Source organism: Paenarthrobacter sp. NPDC089988 (assembly GCF_044748465.1).
Lineage (GTDB): Bacteria > Actinomycetota > Actinomycetes > Actinomycetales > Micrococcaceae > Arthrobacter.
Window position 1 is genome coordinate 1 of record NZ_JBIVGD010000022.1, and the last position, 17,884, is coordinate 17,884.

General features: G+C 64.2%; 14 protein-coding genes. 8 read left to right on the forward strand and 6 right to left on the reverse strand.

The window, feature by feature from the left end; translation table 11 throughout:
• Positions 1-397: 397 nt before the first annotated feature.
• On the reverse strand, positions 398-1,072 hold the full coding sequence (locus tag ACIPV6_RS20330; RefSeq protein WP_400272628.1) for a response regulator: 675 nt from the start codon (positions 1,070-1,072) through the stop codon (positions 398-400).
• Positions 1,069-2,571 carry an ATP-binding protein gene (locus ACIPV6_RS20335; protein WP_400272629.1) on the reverse strand — a complete coding sequence of 501 codons (1,503 nt, stop codon included), beginning with the start codon at positions 2,569-2,571 and terminating at the stop codon, positions 1,069-1,071. Before ACIPV6_RS20335 ends, ACIPV6_RS20330 begins: the two co-directional genes overlap by 4 nt.
• Before the next feature lie 150 nt (positions 2,572-2,721).
• Between ACIPV6_RS20335 and ACIPV6_RS20340 the strand changes: the two genes are divergently transcribed.
• From ACIPV6_RS20340 to ACIPV6_RS20355, 4 genes are read left to right on the forward strand one after another with little or no spacing between them, the layout of a single operon-like run.
• Positions 2,722-3,417, forward strand: a complete 696-nt coding sequence (locus ACIPV6_RS20340) for a Tat pathway signal protein (RefSeq protein ID WP_400272630.1) — start codon at positions 2,722-2,724, stop codon at positions 3,415-3,417.
• Positions 3,418-3,419: 2 nt separating this feature from the next.
• The gene (locus ACIPV6_RS20345; RefSeq protein WP_400272631.1) at positions 3,420-4,628 is read left to right on the forward strand and encodes a glutathionylspermidine synthase family protein; all 1,209 of its coding nucleotides are present in this window, start codon (positions 3,420-3,422) and stop codon (positions 4,626-4,628) included.
• Complete coding sequence (locus ACIPV6_RS20350; protein WP_400272632.1) at positions 4,625-6,148, forward strand: APC family permease; 1,524 nt, start codon at positions 4,625-4,627, stop codon at positions 6,146-6,148. Before ACIPV6_RS20345 ends, ACIPV6_RS20350 begins: the two co-directional genes overlap by 4 nt.
• Position 6,149: 1 nt before the next feature.
• Positions 6,150-7,316 (forward strand): acyl-CoA dehydrogenase family protein, encoded by a 1,167-nt coding sequence (locus tag ACIPV6_RS20355; RefSeq protein WP_400272633.1) that lies wholly within the window; start codon positions 6,150-6,152, stop codon positions 7,314-7,316.
• Positions 7,317-7,389: 73 nt separating this feature from the next.
• On the opposite strand, the gene ACIPV6_RS20360 is transcribed toward ACIPV6_RS20355, so the two are convergent.
• Positions 7,390-8,055 (reverse strand): TetR/AcrR family transcriptional regulator, encoded by a 666-nt coding sequence (locus ACIPV6_RS20360; RefSeq protein ID WP_400272634.1) that lies wholly within the window; start codon positions 8,053-8,055, stop codon positions 7,390-7,392.
• Between the two features lie 152 nt (positions 8,056-8,207).
• On the opposite strand from ACIPV6_RS20360, the gene ACIPV6_RS20365 reads away from it, so the two are divergent.
• From ACIPV6_RS20365 to ACIPV6_RS20380, 4 genes are read left to right on the forward strand one after another with little or no spacing between them, the layout of a single operon-like run.
• On the forward strand, positions 8,208-9,542 hold the full coding sequence (locus ACIPV6_RS20365; protein ID WP_400272635.1) for an ABC transporter substrate-binding protein: 1,335 nt from the start codon (positions 8,208-8,210) through the stop codon (positions 9,540-9,542).
• Positions 9,539-10,486, forward strand: a complete 948-nt coding sequence (locus ACIPV6_RS20370) for a carbohydrate ABC transporter permease (RefSeq protein WP_400272636.1) — start codon at positions 9,539-9,541, stop codon at positions 10,484-10,486. The genes ACIPV6_RS20365 and ACIPV6_RS20370 overlap by 4 nt, the downstream gene beginning before the upstream one ends.
• Positions 10,483-11,415 carry a carbohydrate ABC transporter permease gene (locus ACIPV6_RS20375; RefSeq protein WP_400272637.1) on the forward strand — a complete coding sequence of 311 codons (933 nt, stop codon included), beginning with the start codon at positions 10,483-10,485 and terminating at the stop codon, positions 11,413-11,415. The genes ACIPV6_RS20370 and ACIPV6_RS20375 overlap by 4 nt, the downstream gene beginning before the upstream one ends.
• A complete protein-coding gene (locus ACIPV6_RS20380; protein WP_400272638.1) occupies positions 11,415-14,498 on the forward strand; it encodes a glycoside hydrolase family 2 TIM barrel-domain containing protein in 3,084 nt (1,027 codons plus the stop codon). Before ACIPV6_RS20375 ends, ACIPV6_RS20380 begins: the two co-directional genes overlap by 1 nt.
• Before the next feature lie 71 nt (positions 14,499-14,569).
• Here the strand turns inward: ACIPV6_RS20380 and ACIPV6_RS20385 are convergent, their stop codons facing one another.
• The 3 genes from ACIPV6_RS20385 to ACIPV6_RS20395 form a co-directional block, all read right to left on the reverse strand.
• Positions 14,570-15,901 (reverse strand): MFS transporter, encoded by a 1,332-nt coding sequence (locus ACIPV6_RS20385; RefSeq protein WP_400272639.1) that lies wholly within the window; start codon positions 15,899-15,901, stop codon positions 14,570-14,572.
• Positions 15,898-16,425: a winged helix-turn-helix transcriptional regulator gene (locus ACIPV6_RS20390; RefSeq protein ID WP_400272640.1), complete on the reverse strand. Its 528-nt coding sequence runs from the start codon at positions 16,423-16,425 to the stop codon at positions 15,898-15,900. Before ACIPV6_RS20390 ends, ACIPV6_RS20385 begins: the two co-directional genes overlap by 4 nt.
• Before the next feature lie 148 nt (positions 16,426-16,573).
• Positions 16,574-17,881 (reverse strand): glycosyltransferase 87 family protein, encoded by a 1,308-nt coding sequence (locus tag ACIPV6_RS20395; protein ID WP_400272641.1) that lies wholly within the window; start codon positions 17,879-17,881, stop codon positions 16,574-16,576.
• Positions 17,882-17,884: the final 3 nt, after the last annotated feature.

Here is a 17,884-nt window from a genome sequence, read left to right on the forward strand (position 1 = left end):
ACGCCATGCTCCGCGACGGCACCCTCTACCAAGCCCAAACACCCAAAACCGCTTGACGAAAAACATAGGGACACTCTCACCAAACCACCCCTCCCACCGAACGCTCCCTCACCAAACGCCCCTTTCCGCCGGACGCTCTCTCACCAAACCACCCCTCCCCGCCGAACGCTCCCTCACCTTTCGCCCCGGACTCTGCGTTGCACCTGTCGGCGTACCGTCACGACCCACTTTGGATGGGGATGCTCCACAACACGCCGTGCCACAGAGTTGCAGGCCGGTTTTCGCCCTGAAAGTTGGTGGCGGCGGTACAGCACTCGCAGGGAATTACGACGGCGGCTGGCTGGTTGTGCGATCGACTGGTCGCCAGATGTTCGCAGAGGATACAAACACCACCGAATTACGGATCGAACCTGTATCCCATCCCCGCCTCCGTGTGCAGGTGGCGGGGAGCCGCCGGATCGCGTTCCAGCTTCCGCCGGAGCTGCGCTATGTAGACGCGAAGGTATTGGGTCTCCTTGGCGTAGGCCTGCCCCCACACCTGCGTCAGGAGCTGCTGCTGGCTGACCAGCTTGCCCTTGTTCCGGACCAGCAGCTCAAGGATGTTCCACTCTGTTGGCGTAAGGCGGACCTCGGCACCGTCCTTGATGATCTTCTTCCCCGCCAGATCCACCATGAAGTCGGCCGTAGCCAACGTGGGTTCCTCCTGCGAGGTGACGAGCCTGCGCGAGGCGACCCGCAGCCGCGCGAGCAGCTCATCGAGACCGAAAGGCTTGGTCACATAGTCGTCCGCACCGGCGTCGAGCGCTTCAACTTTGTCCTCCGAGGCGTGCCGGGCGGAGAGCACAATAATGGGCATGCTGCTCCAGCCGCGGACGCGGCGGATGATCTCCACCCCATCCATGTCCGGCAAACCCAAGTCCAGGACCACAATGTCCACCCCCTCCTTGGCCACGGCAACCAGGGCATCTGCGCCCGTCCCGACGGAAAATGCCCGGTAGCCGTGTGCTTGAAGGGTGATCTGCATGGCCCGGGCAATCTGGGCTTCGTCCTCCACGATCAGTACGCGCGTCATTCCATGCCTTCCTGGTGCCCGGTCCAGAGCGGAAGGGTGACCACCATGGTCAAGCCGCCACCCGGCGTCGGCTCCGCCCGCAGGGTACCGCCCATGGCCTCGGTGAATCCCTTCGCAACGGCCAAGCCCAACCCGACCCCCGGGCCGCCTCCGGCAGAATCGTCAAGGCGTTGGAAGGGCTGGAACATCTCCAGGACTTCAGCCTGTCCCACTCCCTTGCCATGGTCTGTGATGCGAAGTTCACTGGCTGGGGTGTCCCCCACGGTGATGCCTGCTCCGGCACGTGCCGTCAGGACAACGTCGGAACCTGCCGCGTACTTCACCGCGTTCTCCGCGATATTCGCTACCACGCGTTCCAGCATCCCCACATCAGCCTGTACGGGCGGGAGATTGGGCTGGATTTCGTTGCGGAGCCTGTCCGACGGAACACCACGCAGCGCGTCCGGCAGCACCCCGGCCCATGCAATGCCGGTCAGCAACGGGTTCACGGCATCAGCCGTAATGCGGGACATGTCCAGCAAGTTGTCCACCAGGTGGTCCAAGCGGTCGGCGTAGCTTTCGATCGTCTCCAACAACTCGCGCTCCACGTCCGGAGGGAAGTGCACGTCCTCCTGCCGGAGGCTGCTGACGGCCAGCTTGATGCCCGCAAGCGGTGTCCGAAGATCGTGCGAGACGGCACGAAGAATCGACGTCCGCATCTTGTTACCCTCGGCCAGACGGAGGTTGTCCCTGCGGCTCTTCACCAATTGCTGCCGCTCCCGCACAGCAACAACGAACGCGCCGAAGGCGGCCAGCAGCCGCTGGTGCTGCAACGTTAACGGCCCTCCGCGCAGCAACAGCGTGTAGTGCGGATCGACGACGGCGGCATGGTCGGCGGCAGCATGGGTCACCGGAGGATTGGGGCCGGCACTCGCCAGGACCCGCCACGTGGCCGGAACCCCGGCCGCGGCAGGAGTCGCAGCGCCCATGAGCGTGACCGCCTCCATTCCCAGGTTCCCGCGCACCTTCTCAAGGAAGGATTCAAGGCTCCCGTCCGAGCTGAGAATCCGCAGGGCGAGCGCGCTGAGGGCCGTAGCTTCCGCACCGGAACGTGCTGCTTCCTGGGCCCGACGAGAGGCCAGGCCCACGGCGAGCGCCACTCCGCAGGCCACGGCAAGGAAGACAACCAGCGTGAACAGGGTGGTGGGATCGGCGATGGACAGGGACCCCACCGGATCCGCGGAGAAGTAATTCAGGAGGAAGCTTCCCAGAACGGCCGCCACTACCGCAGGCCACAATCCCCCGATCGCTGCAACAGCCACCGCCACCGCCAACTGCAGCAGCATGATCATGGAGAAGTTACGGAAGTTGAGGACCGTCACCAAGAGTTCGACGGCGGGTGGCAGCAACAGCGCCAGGACAAGGCCGCTGAGCACCCGGCCTCGTCCAATTCCCCGCACCGGCGGGAGCCGCAGCAACAACCCCTCGGCGTCGTCATTGTGGGAGTCGGCGGCAGGCATGGCTACATCCTTGCACGTCCGGCAGACGGGTAGTTCTACCCACCGGGCAATGTCAGCGGTGCCGGCAGCCACGGCAAGGACTAGGCTTGCATTCAGAATTCCTGTCCGGCGCGAGCCGGCCACTCCTACGGTCTATCCAGGGGGATACACATGGACCCAAAAGAAGGCCCTGAAGGCACCGGCAGCAATGCCGGTGGACAGGGTGCCAACGGCGAGCCGGGCATGGGCACCAACGCCCCCAAACCGCCACCGTGGCAAGTGCCGAAACCCGAGCTCCACCCCGAACTGAGCACACCTGTGCCCGGAGAGGCGCCCGCAGACGGGAAAGCCGCGGACGGGAAGACCCCTGGCGGGACGCCGGACGGACAGAAGGCCCAGCGCCCCAACGGACCGCTCCCCGTCGTCGATCCCTTCGAAAAGGAACGCGAACGCAAAGAACGCGATGCCGCGGCGCGAAAGAAGCGTTCGCAGCGCCGCACCGTCGTCGTGGGTCTGGGCGTCACCGCGCTGCTGGCTGGAACCATTACCGCGATCGTGGCCAGCAACGAGGCCGAGGCCGATTACGCACAGGTGTGCTTCAACGAGGAAACCGGCGAGCGCGTCGACGACGACCAGTGCAACAACAGCAGCTCGGCGGGTCGAAGCTCGGGCGTCTATGCCTGGTACTTCTACTCCAGGGGTGCAAGTGTGCCTGCGATCGGCCAGAACCGCAGCTCTTACCCGAGCGCCACCAAGACGGTCCCGCAGGGCGCAAAGACCTCCACCGGTTACAGCACCAAGGGCGGAACCGTGAGCCGTGGCGGATTTGGCAGCAGCTCGAAAAGCGGCGGAAGCTCGGGAGGCTAGGCGTGCGGCGACTCTCCTCCGTGCCGCGGCCGGACTGGAAGAAGAAGATCGAAGAGCAGGGCCTGGTTTTTTCGACCACCACCATGCCCGATGGCCGGAAAATCGAATACTGGAACGAATCGGCCTACTACGAGTTCACCATGGACGAGGTGGAAACGCTCGAGAAGACCGCCGAGGACATGCATCTCATGTGCTTGGAAGCTGCGAAGTACCTGGCCACCGGAGCCATGGGAGACATCGGCATTGGCAGGCAGGCCTTGGAGCTCGCGGCGGAGTCGCTGCAGGCCGGCGATATGGACATCTACGGCCGCTTCGACTTCATCTATGACGGCCAGGGTGGTCCGGCGAAGATGCTGGAGTACAACGCAGACACTCCGACAGGCCTGATCGAGGCGGCAGTGGCCCAGTGGTTCTGGCTCCAGGATGTGTTCCCGGAGAAGGACCAATGGAACGGCATCCACGAGGCCCTGATCCGGCAGTGGAAGAAACTGCAGTTCCGCACCGGCATGAGCACCCTGCACGTGGCACACTCCGAGGCCGAGGAGTCCGGCGAGGACTGGATGACCGCGGCCTACATGAGGGATGTTGCCAGCCAGGGTGGCTGGACCACTATTGGCATCAACATGTCGGATATCGGCTGGGACCCCAATCTGAACCGGTTCGTGGACTTGGACAACTTCATGATCAGCACCATGTTCAAGCTGTACCCGTGGGAACTGATGATGAAGGAACCGTTCGGCCACCGCCTCCTGCAGCGTGCCCACAACCCACGTTGGGTGGAGCCGGCCTGGAAGATGTTGCTCTCCAACAAGGCGCTGCTGGCTGCCTTGTGGCACCTCTACCCCGGCCACGAGAATCTCTTGCCCGCTTACCTCGGCGATCCGGGTCCGCTCAAGGAATGGGTTGCCAAGCCTTTGCACGGACGCGAGGGCGACAACGTCCGCATCCACGCTGCGGGCATCGACATCACGCAACCCGGTGGCTACGGGCGCGAAGGCTGGTGCTACCAGCAGTACCACTCGCTCCCGGATTTCGACGGCAACCATCCTGTCCTGGGCCTGTGGGTAGTGGACGGCGAATCAGTGGGCTGCGGGATCCGCGAATCGGACGGCCCCATCACGGACTACTTCTGCCGCTTCGTACCCAACACCATCGACGCACCCGCACCCCAAAGCGCACCCTCAACTTCCCTCTTTGGAGCCGCACTATGAGCACTGAAACCTCGACGCCGGGAGGCGCCCCCGGCGGTGACCGCACCGCCGTCGTTCCTTCCAAGGGCCTGCGGGCAGGAATCCTGGACCTGGGCGACTCCGTCATGCTGGGCCTGGCCTCCACCGCACCCGTCTATTCCCTGGCCGCCACGCTGGGATTGATCGTTGCAGTCAACGGCAATTACACGCCGTTGATCCTGGTCCTCGGCTTCATCCCAGTGCTGTTTATTGCCTATGCGTTCCGCGAACTGAACAGCGCCATGCCCGACTGCGGCACCACGTTCATCTGGGCTCGGAGGGCCTTCGGTCCGTGGGCCGGTTGGCTGGGCGGTTGGGGTGTTGCCCTCGCAGGAATCGTGGTCCTGGCCAACTTGGCCCAGGTAGCCGGAAAGTATCTGTGGCTCTTGATCGGCGATGGTTCCCTCGCTGATAACACGTGGATTGTCACGGCCACGGGCGTGCTGTTCATAGCTTTCATGACGTTCGTGAACCACCGGGGCATCCGGCTGGGTGAGCATGTCCAGCGGACGCTGACCTACATCCAGTACATCTCACTGGGCATCTTCGCCCTGGCGATCATCATCCGCATTGCCGGTGGCGTGCCGGAGGGCCAGGCCTTCGACTTCGAGTGGTTCAACCCGGTAGGCGCGTTCAGCGATCCGAGTGCCGTGGTCCATGGCGTCCTCCTGGCCCTGTTCATCTACTGGGGCTGGGATACTTGCCTGGCCCTCAACGAGGAAACCGAGAACCCTTCCAAGACTCCCGGCCGCGGCGCCGTGATTTCGTCCTTTGTGCTCGTGGCCATCTACGTTTCCATGGCGCTGTTGGTAATGATGTATGCCACCATCGGCACGGACGGGATCGGGCTGGGCAACTCCGCCAACCAGGACGACGTGTTCCTGGCCATGAAGGACGTGGTGCTGGGTCCGTGGGGTTGGCTGATTGTTGTCGCCGTCCTGGCCTCGGTGCTGTCCTCCACGCAGACCACCATCCTCCCCACCGCCCGAGGCACACTTTCAATGGGTGTCCATGGCGCGCTGCCTGCCAGGTTCGGCAAGGTCCACGAGCGATTCCAGACTCCGGGCTTCTCCACGCAGGTGATGGGCGTCGCGGCCGTGGTGTACTACGTGGCCATGAGCTTCCTCAGCGAGGACCTGCTGGCCGATTCCATCAGCGCCATCAGCTTGTTCATCGCTTTCTACTATGCGCTGACCGGTTTCGCCTGTGTCTGGTTCTTCCGGACCACTCTTCGCGAGTCGGCCCGCAACCTGTGGTTCCGCGGAATCCTCCCGCTCATCGGAGCAGTGGCCTTGACGGTGGCGTTCTTCGTTTCCGCGGTGCAGATGTGGGATCCGGAGTACGGTGACACGCAGATCTTCGGCATCGGCGGCGCGTTTGTCAGCGGTGTGCTGTTGCTGCTCCTCGGCGTAGTGCTGGCCATCGTGTGCCGCTTCGCACCGGCCACCCGCGACTACTTCACGGGGAAGCACGCGGACATGGGAATTGTCCGGGGCGAATAGCATGGGCCCTTCGACCTCGGACGTCCTTGACCTGGATTCATTCCTCAGCGATGACGAACTCCTGGTGCGCGAGAAGGTGCGGGACTACACGGTCCAGCGAATCAAGCCGAACATCGCCCACTGGTACGAAGCGGCGGAGTTCCCCCGGGAGATTGTCCCGGAACTCGGTGAGCTCGGAGTTCTGGGCATGCACCTGGAGGGCTACGGCTGTCCCGGGCGTACCGCCGTCGAGTATGGCCTGGCCGCCATGGAGCTGGAGGCAGGCGACTCCGGCATCCGCACGTTCGTGTCGGTGCAGGGCTCGCTTGCCATGACGGCCATCCACAAGTGGGGCTCCGAGGAACAGAAGGAGCAGTGGCTCCCCCGGATGGCCGCGGGCGAGCTGATCGGTTGCTTCGCGCTGACCGAGCCAAGTGCGGGTTCCGATCCTTCTTCCATGGCCACCTCTGCCCGGCAAACTGCTGACGGCTGGGTGTTGGACGGCGCAAAGCGCTGGATCGGGCTGGCTTCCATCGCTGACGTGATGGTGGTGTGGGCCCGTACCGAGGACGGCATCCGTGGATTCCTGGTGCCGTCGGGAACGCCGGGCGTTACCGCTTCACCGATCGGGCCGAAGCTCTCCATGCGCGCTTCGATCCAATGCGATGTTAAGTTCGACGGCGTGAGGTTGGGTCCCGATGCCATCCTCCCGGGTGCCTCGGGACTCCGCGGCCCGTTCTCCTGCCTCAACGAAGCGCGGTACGGCATCGCTTGGGGTGCCATGGGTGCGGCCCGCGATTCGTATGAGGCCGCGCTCGAGTATGCCGGGACGCGTTTGCAGTTCGGGCGCCCCTTGGCCGGGTACCAGCTCACGCAGGAGAAGCTCGTGAACATGCTCCTGGAAATCCAGAAGGGAACCCTGCTTGCCCTTCATCTGGGCAGGCTCAAGGACGCGGGTCGCCTCGAACCGCAGCAGATTTCCCTGGGGAAGCTCAACAACGTCCGCGAAGCACTCGCCATAGCCCGTGAAGCCCGCACCATCCTGGGCGGCAATGGCGTCACCTTGGACTATTCACCGCTCCGGCACGCGAACAACCTGGAGTCCGTCCGGACCTACGAGGGCACGGACGAAGTCCACACCCTGATCCTCGGCCAGCACATCACGGGCATCGGGGCCTTCCGCGGCTGACACCCTGCGTTGCAGGGCCTGCCCTGCGTGCTTTCGAGCGAAGTCAGGGCGCAGAGCCGGCCACACAACGTGATTACTTGCCTGAATCCAGGCCGGCTTCCGCATCGGGTGCCGCTTGGGGTACGGGTGCCGGTTCCGGCAGGAGAACCAGCTCAAAAAATCCACGGAGACCCTGCGCCACGTCAATCTCAGCGGGGGCCAAGAGCCACTGTGTCTGCAGTCCATCCCACAGCCCCACCAATGACGCTGCCGCCTGCGCTGGTTCGACACCGGGGCGCAACTTTCCTTCGCCCTGCAGTTCCTTGAACCGCCGGGTGTAGCTCCTGCGCAGGCGGTCGAAGCGGTCCATGAAGTACTCCCGGCCCGGGTGCCCTTCGGTCAGGGACTCCGCGCACAGAACTGTGTACAGCTCAATGACCCCGGGGATGTCCTCGTTGTACTTCGCCGTCCGGAACACCACCTCGGCGAGGCCCTCTGCCATGTCCGCCGGGTTTGCTGTCTCCGTGATTTCGTCTCGCCGGGCCAGGACTGCCATGAGCAGATCGCTCTTTGAAGGAAAGTAGTGCAGCAGGCTGGTCTGGCTCATGCCGGCTTGGTCAGCAACTTCCTGCAAGGACCCTCCGCGGTAGCCCCTGGCCGCAAAAACCGCATGGGCGGCATCCAAGATCGTCCGCCTGCGGGCCTCCGACTTGGCATAGGGACCGCGTCGCCCCGAGCGGTTCCCTTCCTTTGTGGTCATGGCATGCCAGTGTACAGGCGGAAATGTCGTCTTGGATGAATTTCGAGTAGGCACTCGATTTTTGTGTTACCGTGGTCACATTCGGCCGTCGGATGGGCGTCTGCTTCCTGCGCCCAACGGCCTCACTAACCGACACAAAGAGGTGAAGGCACATGACCGCTCTCACGCGAAGACAACTGCTTGGCGCCGGACTGGGTACTGCCGCCATGGGCTTCCTGGCAGGGTGCGCAACCCCCGGAACCCAGTCAGTCAACACGCTGGCCACCATCCCGCCCGCCGAGGGGCCCGTGAGGCTCACCTACTGGGCGTGGCTCAAGGACTTCCAGAAGGTGGCCGACATTTGGAACGCCAAGAACCCCGGCGTCCAAGTGGATGTGGTTTGGATTCCCGGCGGCAACTCGGGCGGGTACCAAAAGCTCTACTCAGCCCTTGCGGCCGGCGGCGGGCCGGACCTTGCCCAGGTGGAACTGCGATCGATTCCCGAGTTCCTCCTGGTGAACGGACTGGTTGACGTATCCCGCTATGGCGCCAACGATCACGCCCATCTCTATGACAAGACGCTGTGGAACCAGGTGAGCTACGCAGGAGGTGTCTACGGCATCCCCCAGGACTCCGGACCCATGGCCCTGTTCTACCAGCCGGCCATCGTCGAGTCCGTAGGCGGAAAGACACCTGCAACCTGGGACGAGTGGGCGGCATTGGGAAAGGAACTGCGATCAAAGGATGCCTACATCGATTGCTTCCCCATCAGCGACGCTTCGCCCTTTGCTTCGTACGCATCCCAGGCCGGTGCTGTCTGGCTGCGTCCCGAGGAGAATGGCTGGGTCATCAACATGACCGACGACGCCACCCTGGACACCGCCCGCTTCTTTGACCGGGCCATTGACCAGGACATCGTCAACACCGCCTACGGAGCCTTCTCCCCTGCGTGGTTTGCCGCCGCGGCGAAGGGTGGCGTCGCTTCGACCATCACAGGCAGTTGGGGCGACGCCCTCATTGAGGGAGTCAGCGGGGCTTCGGGCAAATGGAAGGTGGCCCCCATGCCCACGTGGGGCGACAGCGGTTTCGGTTCCACATACCTCGGCGGTTCCTCGGCGGCCGTCCTTGCCAACAGCAAGCACCCCAAGGAAGCCCTCAACTTCGCCGTGTGGCTCACCACGTCCAAGGAAGGCATCGACGCCGAGATCAAGTACAGCGGCATCGGCTGGTCGCCCAATCCGGAGTTCATAGGTACCCCGCGGCAACAGGCTTCGGAGTTCTTCGGCGGACAGCGTTACAACGAGGAAGTCTTCGTACCGGCTACCCAGCAGCAGAACACCGAGTGGTCATGGTGGCCCGTCACACAGCAGTCGTTCAACATCCTCAGTGACGGTTTCCGCAAGAAGGCCTCCGGCACCAGTTTGGTGGATGCGGTGGTGGCTTCAGAGCAGCAAATCATCAACGTCTTCAAGAACAAAGGGCTTACCATCCGGAAGGAAACGGCATGACAACAACACGCCCTGCTGCTGCAGCCCAACGCACGGTCTCGGCCGGAAGGTCAAAAAGGCGGACCGGTGCCGCGGCCCGCGCACCCTGGATCCTGCTGGCACCCTTCCTGGCCCTCTTCACCCTGACTTTCATCCTGCCCATCCTGGCGGCCATCGGCTCCAGCTTCACCAAGGTGACCCGGAGCGGCCTGTTCGGGGAAGCCGGGGTAACCAGCGGGTTTGCTGGCTTCGACAATTACGCCCTGGCGCTGGGTGACGGGAGTTTCGTGGCCTCGATCGGCCGGGTGTTGCTCTTCGGCGTGGTCCAGGTTCCGGTGATGATCGTCTTCTGCACTATCCTCGCTCTGCTCCTCGAATCGGCGTCCTCCCGCTGGCCTGGCTTCTTCCGGGCCGCCTACTTCCTGCCCTACGGCGTTCCCGGGGTCATCGCCACCATTCTGTGGTCTTTCCTTTACGTGCCGGGACTCAGCCCGTTGTTTGATGCCGCCAAGATCGTGGGCATCACGCCCGACTTCCTCGGCGCCAACAGTGTCCTGTGGTCCATCGCCAACATCGTGACGTGGAGCTACACCGGCTACAACATGCTCATCATCGTGGCCCAGCTTAAAGCCATTCCCAGCGAACTGTACGAGGCCGCCAGGGTTGATGGCGCCTCAAGCTGGCGGGTCGCCTGGAGCATCCAGCTCCCCTTGATTCGTCCGGCACTGATCCTGACCACCGTCTTTTCCATCATCGGCACCGTCCAGTTGTTCGCCGAAGCGCAGGTCCTCAAGACCGTTGCCCCGGCAATCGACAGCCAGTACACACCCAACCTCAGCGCCTACACCACGGCGTTTGCCTACAACGACTACAACGTCGCGGCCGCGCAATCGGTGATCATCGCCGTCGCAGCCTTCGCATTGTCCTTCGCCTTCCTCGCATTCACGAACAGGAAGTCATCATGACCGCAACAACCACCAGCAAAACCAAAGCCTCCACGGCCGGTACCGCCGGACCAGCCAGGAAGCAGGCGACCGGACCGGACCGCTCGGCAGGCCGCCGTCGTTCATCCACAATCATCGTCACAGCCGTCCTGGTGGTGGTCGCCCTTTACTTCCTTATCCCGGTGTATTGGGTGGTCGTAGCCTCCACCAAGTCCACGGCGGACCTGTTCTCAACCAACGGGTTCTGGTTCGCTCCCACGTTTGCCCTCGGGGAGAATCTCGGCAAGGTCCTGAGCTACGACGGCGGAATCTTCGGCCGCTGGTTCCTGAACTCGGCCATCTACGCCGGTGCAGGCGCACTGCTCGCCACCTACTTCGCGGCCGCGGGTGGTTACGCGCTGGCCAAGTACCAATTCCGTGGCCGCAACCTCGTTTTCGGCACCATCCTTGGCGGCGTCCTGGTGCCCGGTACGGCTACGGCCCTTCCGTTGTTCCTGCTGTTCAGCCAGATGGGGCTCGCCAACACCTACTGGAGCGTGCTGCTTCCGTCCCTGGTCTCGCCCTTCGGCCTTTTCCTGTGCCGGATCTACGCGGACGCCACGGTGGACACCGCCTTGATCGAGGCAGCCAGGATCGACGGTGCCGGGGAGCTGCGGATCTTCCATACGATCGGCCTCAAGGTCCTCACTCCGGCCCTCGTCACCGTATTCCTGTTCCAACTGGTGGGCATCTGGAACAACTACTTCCTGCCGCTGGTCATGTTGTCCGATTCCGAGCTCTACCCCATCACGCTCGGCCTGAACAACTGGCTCAGCCAGGTTGACCGTTTGCCCGAATTCTACGAACTCACTACCGGCGGGGTGCTGCTTTCCATCATTCCGCTCAGCATCGCGATGATCGTCCTGCAGCGCTTCTGGCGCGGCGGGCTGACAGAAGGAGCCGTTAAGTAATGACCGTGTCCCCAGAGACTGCCTACATCACCGATCCAGGCCCCGGATCAGGCAACCGTTTACCCGCACGCTCGTGGCTGCACACCGACGCACCCACCCTGTCATTGAACGGGCAGTGGCGATTCCGTCTCCTGCCGGGAGCGCCAGGAACACCCGGCGGGCACGGAGTCCTTCCCCACGGCGAGGGCGTAGAAGGCGTCGCGGCCGTAGACCTGGACGATTCAGGCTGGGACCAAATCCCGGTTCCCGCCCACTGGGTCCTGGAAGGAGACGGCCAGTACGGGCGGCCCATGTACACGAATGTCCAGTTCCCGTTCCCCATCGATCCACCGTTCGTGCCGGATGAAAATCCGACGGGAGATTACCGGCGGACGTTCGAACTGCCCGACGACTGGACCTCGGCCGAACGGGTGGTCTTGCGCTTCGACGGTGTTGAATCCCGCTACAAGGTATGGGTCAACGGCGTGGAGATCGGCGTGGGCACGGGAAGCCGGCTTGCCCAGGAGTTCGATGTCACCGATGCCGTGCGCAGCGGGATGAACCTGATCGCCGTCCGCGTCCATCAATGGTCGGCGTCCAGTTACGTCGAGGACCAGGACCAGTGGTGGATGCCGGGGATTTTCCGCGATGTGACGCTGCATGCCCGGCCGCACGGCGGAATCGAGGACGTGTGGTTGCGCACGGGGTATTCGAGCGCCGGTGGAGGAACCATCGAGCCGGAAATTACCGCCTCCCCGGCCGCGTTCCCGATCCGTTTGACGGTACCTGAGTTGGATGTCGACGTCGTCTGGAAGTCGCCTGCCGACGTCGCCCCGGTGGCGATCGCCGCCGTCGAGCCCTGGTCCGCGGAACTGCCGCGGCTGTATTCGGCCACCGTGAACAGCGAGGCTGAGACCATCACACTTCGACTCGGCTTCCGGACCGTGGAGATCCGAGGCGACCGCTTCCTGGTCAACGGCCGGCGGGTGGTGTTCAACGGAGTGAACCGGCACGAAACCCATCCGGACCAGGGCAGGGTCTTCAATGAGGCGTTCGCCCGCGAGGACCTGGCAATGATGAAGCGGTTCAACGTCAACGCCGTCCGCACCAGCCACTACCCTCCCCACCCGCGGCTACTGGACCTCGCCGATGAGCTGGGTTTTTGGGTCATCCTGGAATGCGACCTGGAGACGCACGGTTTCGAGGCACAGGGCTGGGTTGGCAACCCCAGCGATGACCCTGCCTGGCGTGACGCGCTGCTGGACAGGATGGAGCGGACTGTCGAGCGGGACAAGAACCACCCCTCGATCGTCATGTGGTCCTTGGGCAACGAGTCCGGCACCGGCTCCAACCTGGCGGCCATGTCCGCGTGGACGCATGCCCGCGACTCCGGCCGCCCAGTTCACTACGAAGGCGACTACACCGGCGCCTACACGGACGTCTATTCGAGGATGTACTCCTCCGTGCCGGAAACCGAATCGATCGGACGCGACGACGTTGGATCACTGCTGCTGGGCTGTTCCGCTGCTGAATCGGCACGCCAACGCACCAAGCCGTTTATCTTGTGCGAATACGTGCATGCCATGGGCAACGGCCCCGGAGCCATTGACCAGTACCAGGACCTGGTGGACCGCTACCCTCGCCTGCACGGCGGCTTCGTCTGGGAGTGGCGCGACCACGGCATCCGCACCACAGCCGCGGACGGTACGGAGTTCTTCGCCTATGGCGGCGATTTCGGCGAGGTAGTCCACGACGGCAACTTTGTGATGGACGGAATGGTCCTCTCCGACTCGACGCCAAGTCCCGGCCTGTTCGAGTACAAGCAAGTTGTGGCTCCCCTGCGCTTGGGCTTCTTGACTGAACCGCACGACGGCGGATCGCACCACTTCCTGACGCTCGCCAACCTGCGGCACTCGGCTGATGCGTCCGACGTCGTGGTCCGCTGGCGTTGGGAAACAGACGGCCAGGTGGCCTCTTCCGGCGAATTTGAGGCCGTCAATGCCGCCGGTCAGCCGCTTGCCGCCGGCGAAACGGCGCGCTTTGATGTCCCACCGGTTTCGTCCGGGAATGACGGCGAACAGTGGTTCACGGCCGAGGTTGTCCTGCAGAAGGACGCAGAGTGGGCAGATGCCGGCCACGTGATCTCGGCGGCCCAGCTGCAACCCGTCCGACCCCGGGACCACCGGACCGGTCCCCGTCCTTTGCCCACGTCCAGCTCCACTGGCATTCCGGCCGGCACTCTCCCACTGGGACCGGCAACATTTCACGGTGGCAAGCTTGTTGAACTGGCCGGGCTACCGGTAGCCGGTCCGCGCCTGGAACTGTGGCGGGCACCCACGGATAACGACGCCGGTGCGGGGCGCGGCAGCTACGATCCCGCCGATCCGTGGCTCAACAACGGCAACGGCGTCCCGGCTCCTTCGTTGGCGGAGACGTGGCGCAAGGCAGGGTTGGACCGTTTGGTCGGCCGTGTCGAAGACGTGGTGGCAGGCACGGACAGCATTCAAAAGCGGACCCGGTACTCCGCTGCCAACAGCCGCCATTGGGTGTCCGTTGCCGAGGAATGGCAGCTCTGCGAAGGCGGGCTCTGGCTGCGCCTGGAGATCGTACCGGGCTCGGGCTGGGACATGGTGTGGCCACGGGTGGGCGTTCGGCTCGATCTGCCGGCCTCCGTGGACCACGCCTCCTGGTTCGGGACGGGTCCGCGCGAGTCCTATCCGGACAGCGTCCATTCAGCACTCGTGGGGAGGTACTCCTCCAGCATCGATGAGCTGTCCGTCCGCTATTCCAAGCCGCAGGAGTCCGGCCACCGCTCCGGCGTCCGATCCCTGGAACTGCACAACGCCGGCTCTCCGTGGCTTGGTTTTGAGGCCCTGCCGGACTCCAGGGGACGCTTGCCGGGCTTCACCCTTGCCCGGCACACAGCCCAGGAAGTCTCGGGAGCGGCCCATCCCCATGAGCTCCCGTCCAGCAGCGGCAGCTACCTGTACCTGGACGCGGCCCAGCATGGGCTGGGGTCGAGGGCCTGCGGGCCGGACGTGTGGCCCGACTACACGCTAAGGCCGGAGGCCCGGACCCTGACCTTTCGCCTGACCCAGCTGTAGAAGAACGTTGCGGGGCCTGCTCTGCGCGCTTTCGGACGAAGATAGCGCGCAGAGCGGGCCCCGCATCGTGGCTACTGGACGGCTACAGGTTCCTTCCGGGCAGCGTCCTTGCGGATGGTTGCGCTGATCACGGCCGCCACCGTGCACATGGCGGCCGCGCCCAGCCATGCGTAGTTGTAGTGCCCGGTGGCATCGCGGATGTATCCGGCTAGGAGGGCGGCCGCAGCCGCTCCAAGCTGATGCGCGGCGAACACCCAGCCGAACACCACCGAACCGTCGGCTCCGAATACCTGGCGGCAGATCGCAGCCGTAGGCGGAACAGTGGCCACCCAGTCCAGGCCGTACACCACCACGAAAATGATCATGCTCGGCTCAACCGAGGAGCCCAACAGCAACGGCAGCACCAGCAGTCCGATGCCGCGGAACTGGTAGTAGACGGCAAGCAGGACGCGGGGGTTGAACCGGTCGGTCAGCCAACCGGAGGCGATGGTCCCCACAATGTCGAAAATTCCGACGACGGCCAGCAAACCCGCCGCCGTGGTTTCGGGCATGCCATGGTCGTGGGCGGAGGGGATGAAGTGGGTGCCGATCAAGCCGTTGGTGGTGGCGCCACAGATCGCGAAACCCGCAGCCAAGGCCCAGAAGGTGCGGACTTTACTGGCCCGTTTGAGGACCTGGAGTGCCCGGACTGCCGCGTTGGGTGAGTCCTCGTTGACCGCAGCGCTGTCCGCAGCGGTGGGTGCCGCCGTCGTACTTTCCGGCTGGAGCTCCGCACCGTAAGGCAGGACGCCGACGTCGGCGGGCGAGTTCCGCAGCCAGCGCAGCACCAGCGGGACCACCGCGAGCGCACCGGCGGCGATGAGCAGCGAGGCACCGCGCCAGCCGGGATCCTGCGCCAGCATGGCGATGAAGGGAAGGAAGACCAACTGTCCGGCGGCGCTGCCTGCGGTGAGGATGCCGATGACGAGTCCACGACTCTTGGCGAACCACGTGTTGGCGATGGTGGCGGCGAATACCAGGGCCATGGAACCGGTGCCCAGGCCAATGAGCAGGCCCCACGTGAGGAGAATCTGCCAGGACTGGTTGACGAGAACCGTCAGGGCGGACCCCAAGCCGATGAGGCACAGTGCAGTCGCCGTAACTTTGCGGATGCCGAAGCGCTCCATGAGGGCAGCAGCGAATGGTGCTGTCAGCCCGAAGAGGACCAGGTTGATGCTGACTGCCAGGGACAACACCGTGGTGGACCAGCCGAATTCCTGCTGGAGGGGAACCATGAGGACGCCCGGTGCGGCACGGAATCCCGCAGCTCCCACGAGGGGGAACGCGACGGCGGCGACGATCCAGGCAGGGTGAAGCCGGCGCCGTTTGCGGGTGGGAACCTCCGTGGTCTCGGGCGCGGTCATGCGGGGATCTCCGTTTCGGCGTCTTCGTGGGCAGCGGGCGGTGCGACGGCGAGAGGCATGGGCTGTTCGCTCCGTTTGAGGCTGTGCCAGCTGGTGTTGGCGGCGGTCAGTGCCACGCCGCAGTGGGTGCACGTGTCTGCCGAGGACGTTGGCTTGCCGCATTCGGTGTGGATGACCCGCATGTGCGAAACCTCATTTGGGGCGTTCAAGTGTTTCTCGGCCCAGATGATGATGGCGTTGAGGACCGGGAGCGAGTCCTCCCCCTTGGGCGTGAGGACATACTCCTGCCGGGTCCGCGCGCCGTCCTTGTAGGGCCGCTGCGCCAGGAGTCCGGACTCCACCAACCAGCCAAGCCGCTTGCTCAGGACGTTATCCGCCACTTCCAGGCGTTTCTTGATGGCGTCGTAGCGGCCGTTCCCGAAGAAGACCTCTCGGAGCACCAGGCTTCCCCAGGGGTCGCCGAGGACATCGAGGCCGCGGGCAAGGCTGCACGTGCGGGCAGACCAGTCAGATCGCAAAGGCATACCCTGAAAGCTAGCTGACTTTTCTAAAGAAAGCTAGGTGGTGTGCCTTCGCGACCCTCTTTGCCGGGCCTGGAATGTGAAGGCAACCTCTTTCGATTGCTTCGAGGGCCAGCCACAGCCAAAGTCAGTGGTGGCGGTCCGGCAGGGGTTACCGGTTCTCTATGACGGGTCCCGGCAGCCCGTTCCTCAGCCCGGCCCTGGACGGGTGGTAGGCGAGGGCCCAGTACACCAGCATCGCGATCGCGCACACCACACCCAGGCTGGAAACCATGAGCTGCCACTGCGTCTGGGGATCCTTCCCCCACTCGGCGGCCCCGGCCCACACAGCGAGGTTCTTTGGAGTCATGTAAAAGGCAATAGTGGAGAAGACCACAATGATCCACCCAGCAATCCGCATGCGTCCGTTGCGGGAAGGCACCCGGTGCATCGCGAAGGCCATGCCCGGCAGCGCCACAGCGACCCACACCCAGTGGTGGGACCACGAAACCGGGCTGACCAGCAGCATCAATACGGCAGTGGCGGACACTGCCACAAAGTTCTCTTCGGCGTCCGTTGCCCACTTGATGATCAGGGCAGCAAGCGCCGCAAGGCCCAGTGAAAGGACCAGCCACACCAAGCTGGTGGTCGAGGAATCAGGCATGCCGAAGTGGATCAGGAAACCTTTGAGCGACAGGTTGTCCACGTAGCCAGGTCCACCGATACGCCCCGTGTCCGGCAGGATCTGCGTCCAGAACGCCAAGGACGCCTTCGGCAGGACAGCCCAGGCAAAGGCGATCGATCCAAAGAACCCGGCGGCCATCCACCCCAGGGCCTTGAAGTCCTTGCGCACCAGGAAGTAAAGGCCAAACGCCAGGGGCGTGAGCTTCACACCTGCGGCCATGCCGATCAGCAGTCCGGCAGGCCAGCGGATCAAACCGGCCCGGGCCTTACCGTGCAGCGCAAAGTCCGCCAGGATGACGCCCATCAACACAATGTTGATCTGGCCGAAGACGAACGTGTCCCGCCACGGGCCCAGGAGCAGGATGGCCCCTGTCCCCAGCAACGCGGTGGTCCGGAACCGGTAGTCGGCGAATGCCACACGCCAGGAGGCCATGCCGAAGAAGTAGTGCCGGGCCAGCCAGGCGGCCACCACGCCGGCCCCAAAGAGTGCTGCAAGGATGAAGACCAGGCTGCCGCCGAAGAAACCCAGTGCGGCCAGTCCCGTGAACAGGAGCGCCGCAAAGGGCGGGTAGGTAAACGGCAGGCCATCGCGGACGGCGTACAGGTCGCCACCTTCAAGAACCCGTCCACCGCCGTAGTAGTAGACCTCGAAGTCGTTCAGCGCCGGCTCGTAGTCCGTGTACAGGAACCAGACGGCAACGGCCAGTGTCAGCGCGGCGGCTATGGTCAGGATCCAGCCGCGCCTGGCCGTGGAACGCGTCGCCGGCTGGGAAACCGCAGGAGTAGGAGATGCCACGGT

What these genes read in the sequence shown, in the direction of transcription:
- ACIPV6_RS20330 (WP_400272628.1), bottom strand. Translation starts at nt 1,072, where the DNA reads ATGACGCGCGTACTGATCGTGGAGGACGAAGCCCAGATTGCCCGGGCC.
- ACIPV6_RS20335 (WP_400272629.1), bottom strand. Translation starts at nt 2,571, where the DNA reads ATGCCTGCCGCCGACTCCCACAATGACGACGCCGAGGGGTTGTTGCTG.
- ACIPV6_RS20340 (WP_400272630.1), top strand. Translation starts at nt 2,722, where the DNA reads ATGGACCCAAAAGAAGGCCCTGAAGGCACCGGCAGCAATGCCGGTGGA.
- ACIPV6_RS20350 (WP_400272632.1), top strand. Translation starts at nt 4,625, where the DNA reads ATGAGCACTGAAACCTCGACGCCGGGAGGCGCCCCCGGCGGTGACCGC.
- ACIPV6_RS20355 (WP_400272633.1), top strand. Translation starts at nt 6,150, where the DNA reads ATGGGCCCTTCGACCTCGGACGTCCTTGACCTGGATTCATTCCTCAGC.
- ACIPV6_RS20360 (WP_400272634.1), bottom strand. Translation starts at nt 8,055, where the DNA reads ATGACCACAAAGGAAGGGAACCGCTCGGGGCGACGCGGTCCCTATGCC.
- ACIPV6_RS20365 (WP_400272635.1), top strand. Translation starts at nt 8,208, where the DNA reads ATGACCGCTCTCACGCGAAGACAACTGCTTGGCGCCGGACTGGGTACT.
- ACIPV6_RS20370 (WP_400272636.1), top strand. Translation starts at nt 9,539, where the DNA reads ATGACAACAACACGCCCTGCTGCTGCAGCCCAACGCACGGTCTCGGCC.
- ACIPV6_RS20375 (WP_400272637.1), top strand. Translation starts at nt 10,483, where the DNA reads ATGACCGCAACAACCACCAGCAAAACCAAAGCCTCCACGGCCGGTACC.
- ACIPV6_RS20380 (WP_400272638.1), top strand. Translation starts at nt 11,415, where the DNA reads ATGACCGTGTCCCCAGAGACTGCCTACATCACCGATCCAGGCCCCGGA.
- ACIPV6_RS20385 (WP_400272639.1), bottom strand. Translation starts at nt 15,901, where the DNA reads ATGACCGCGCCCGAGACCACGGAGGTTCCCACCCGCAAACGGCGCCGG.
- ACIPV6_RS20390 (WP_400272640.1), bottom strand. Translation starts at nt 16,425, where the DNA reads ATGCCTTTGCGATCTGACTGGTCTGCCCGCACGTGCAGCCTTGCCCGC.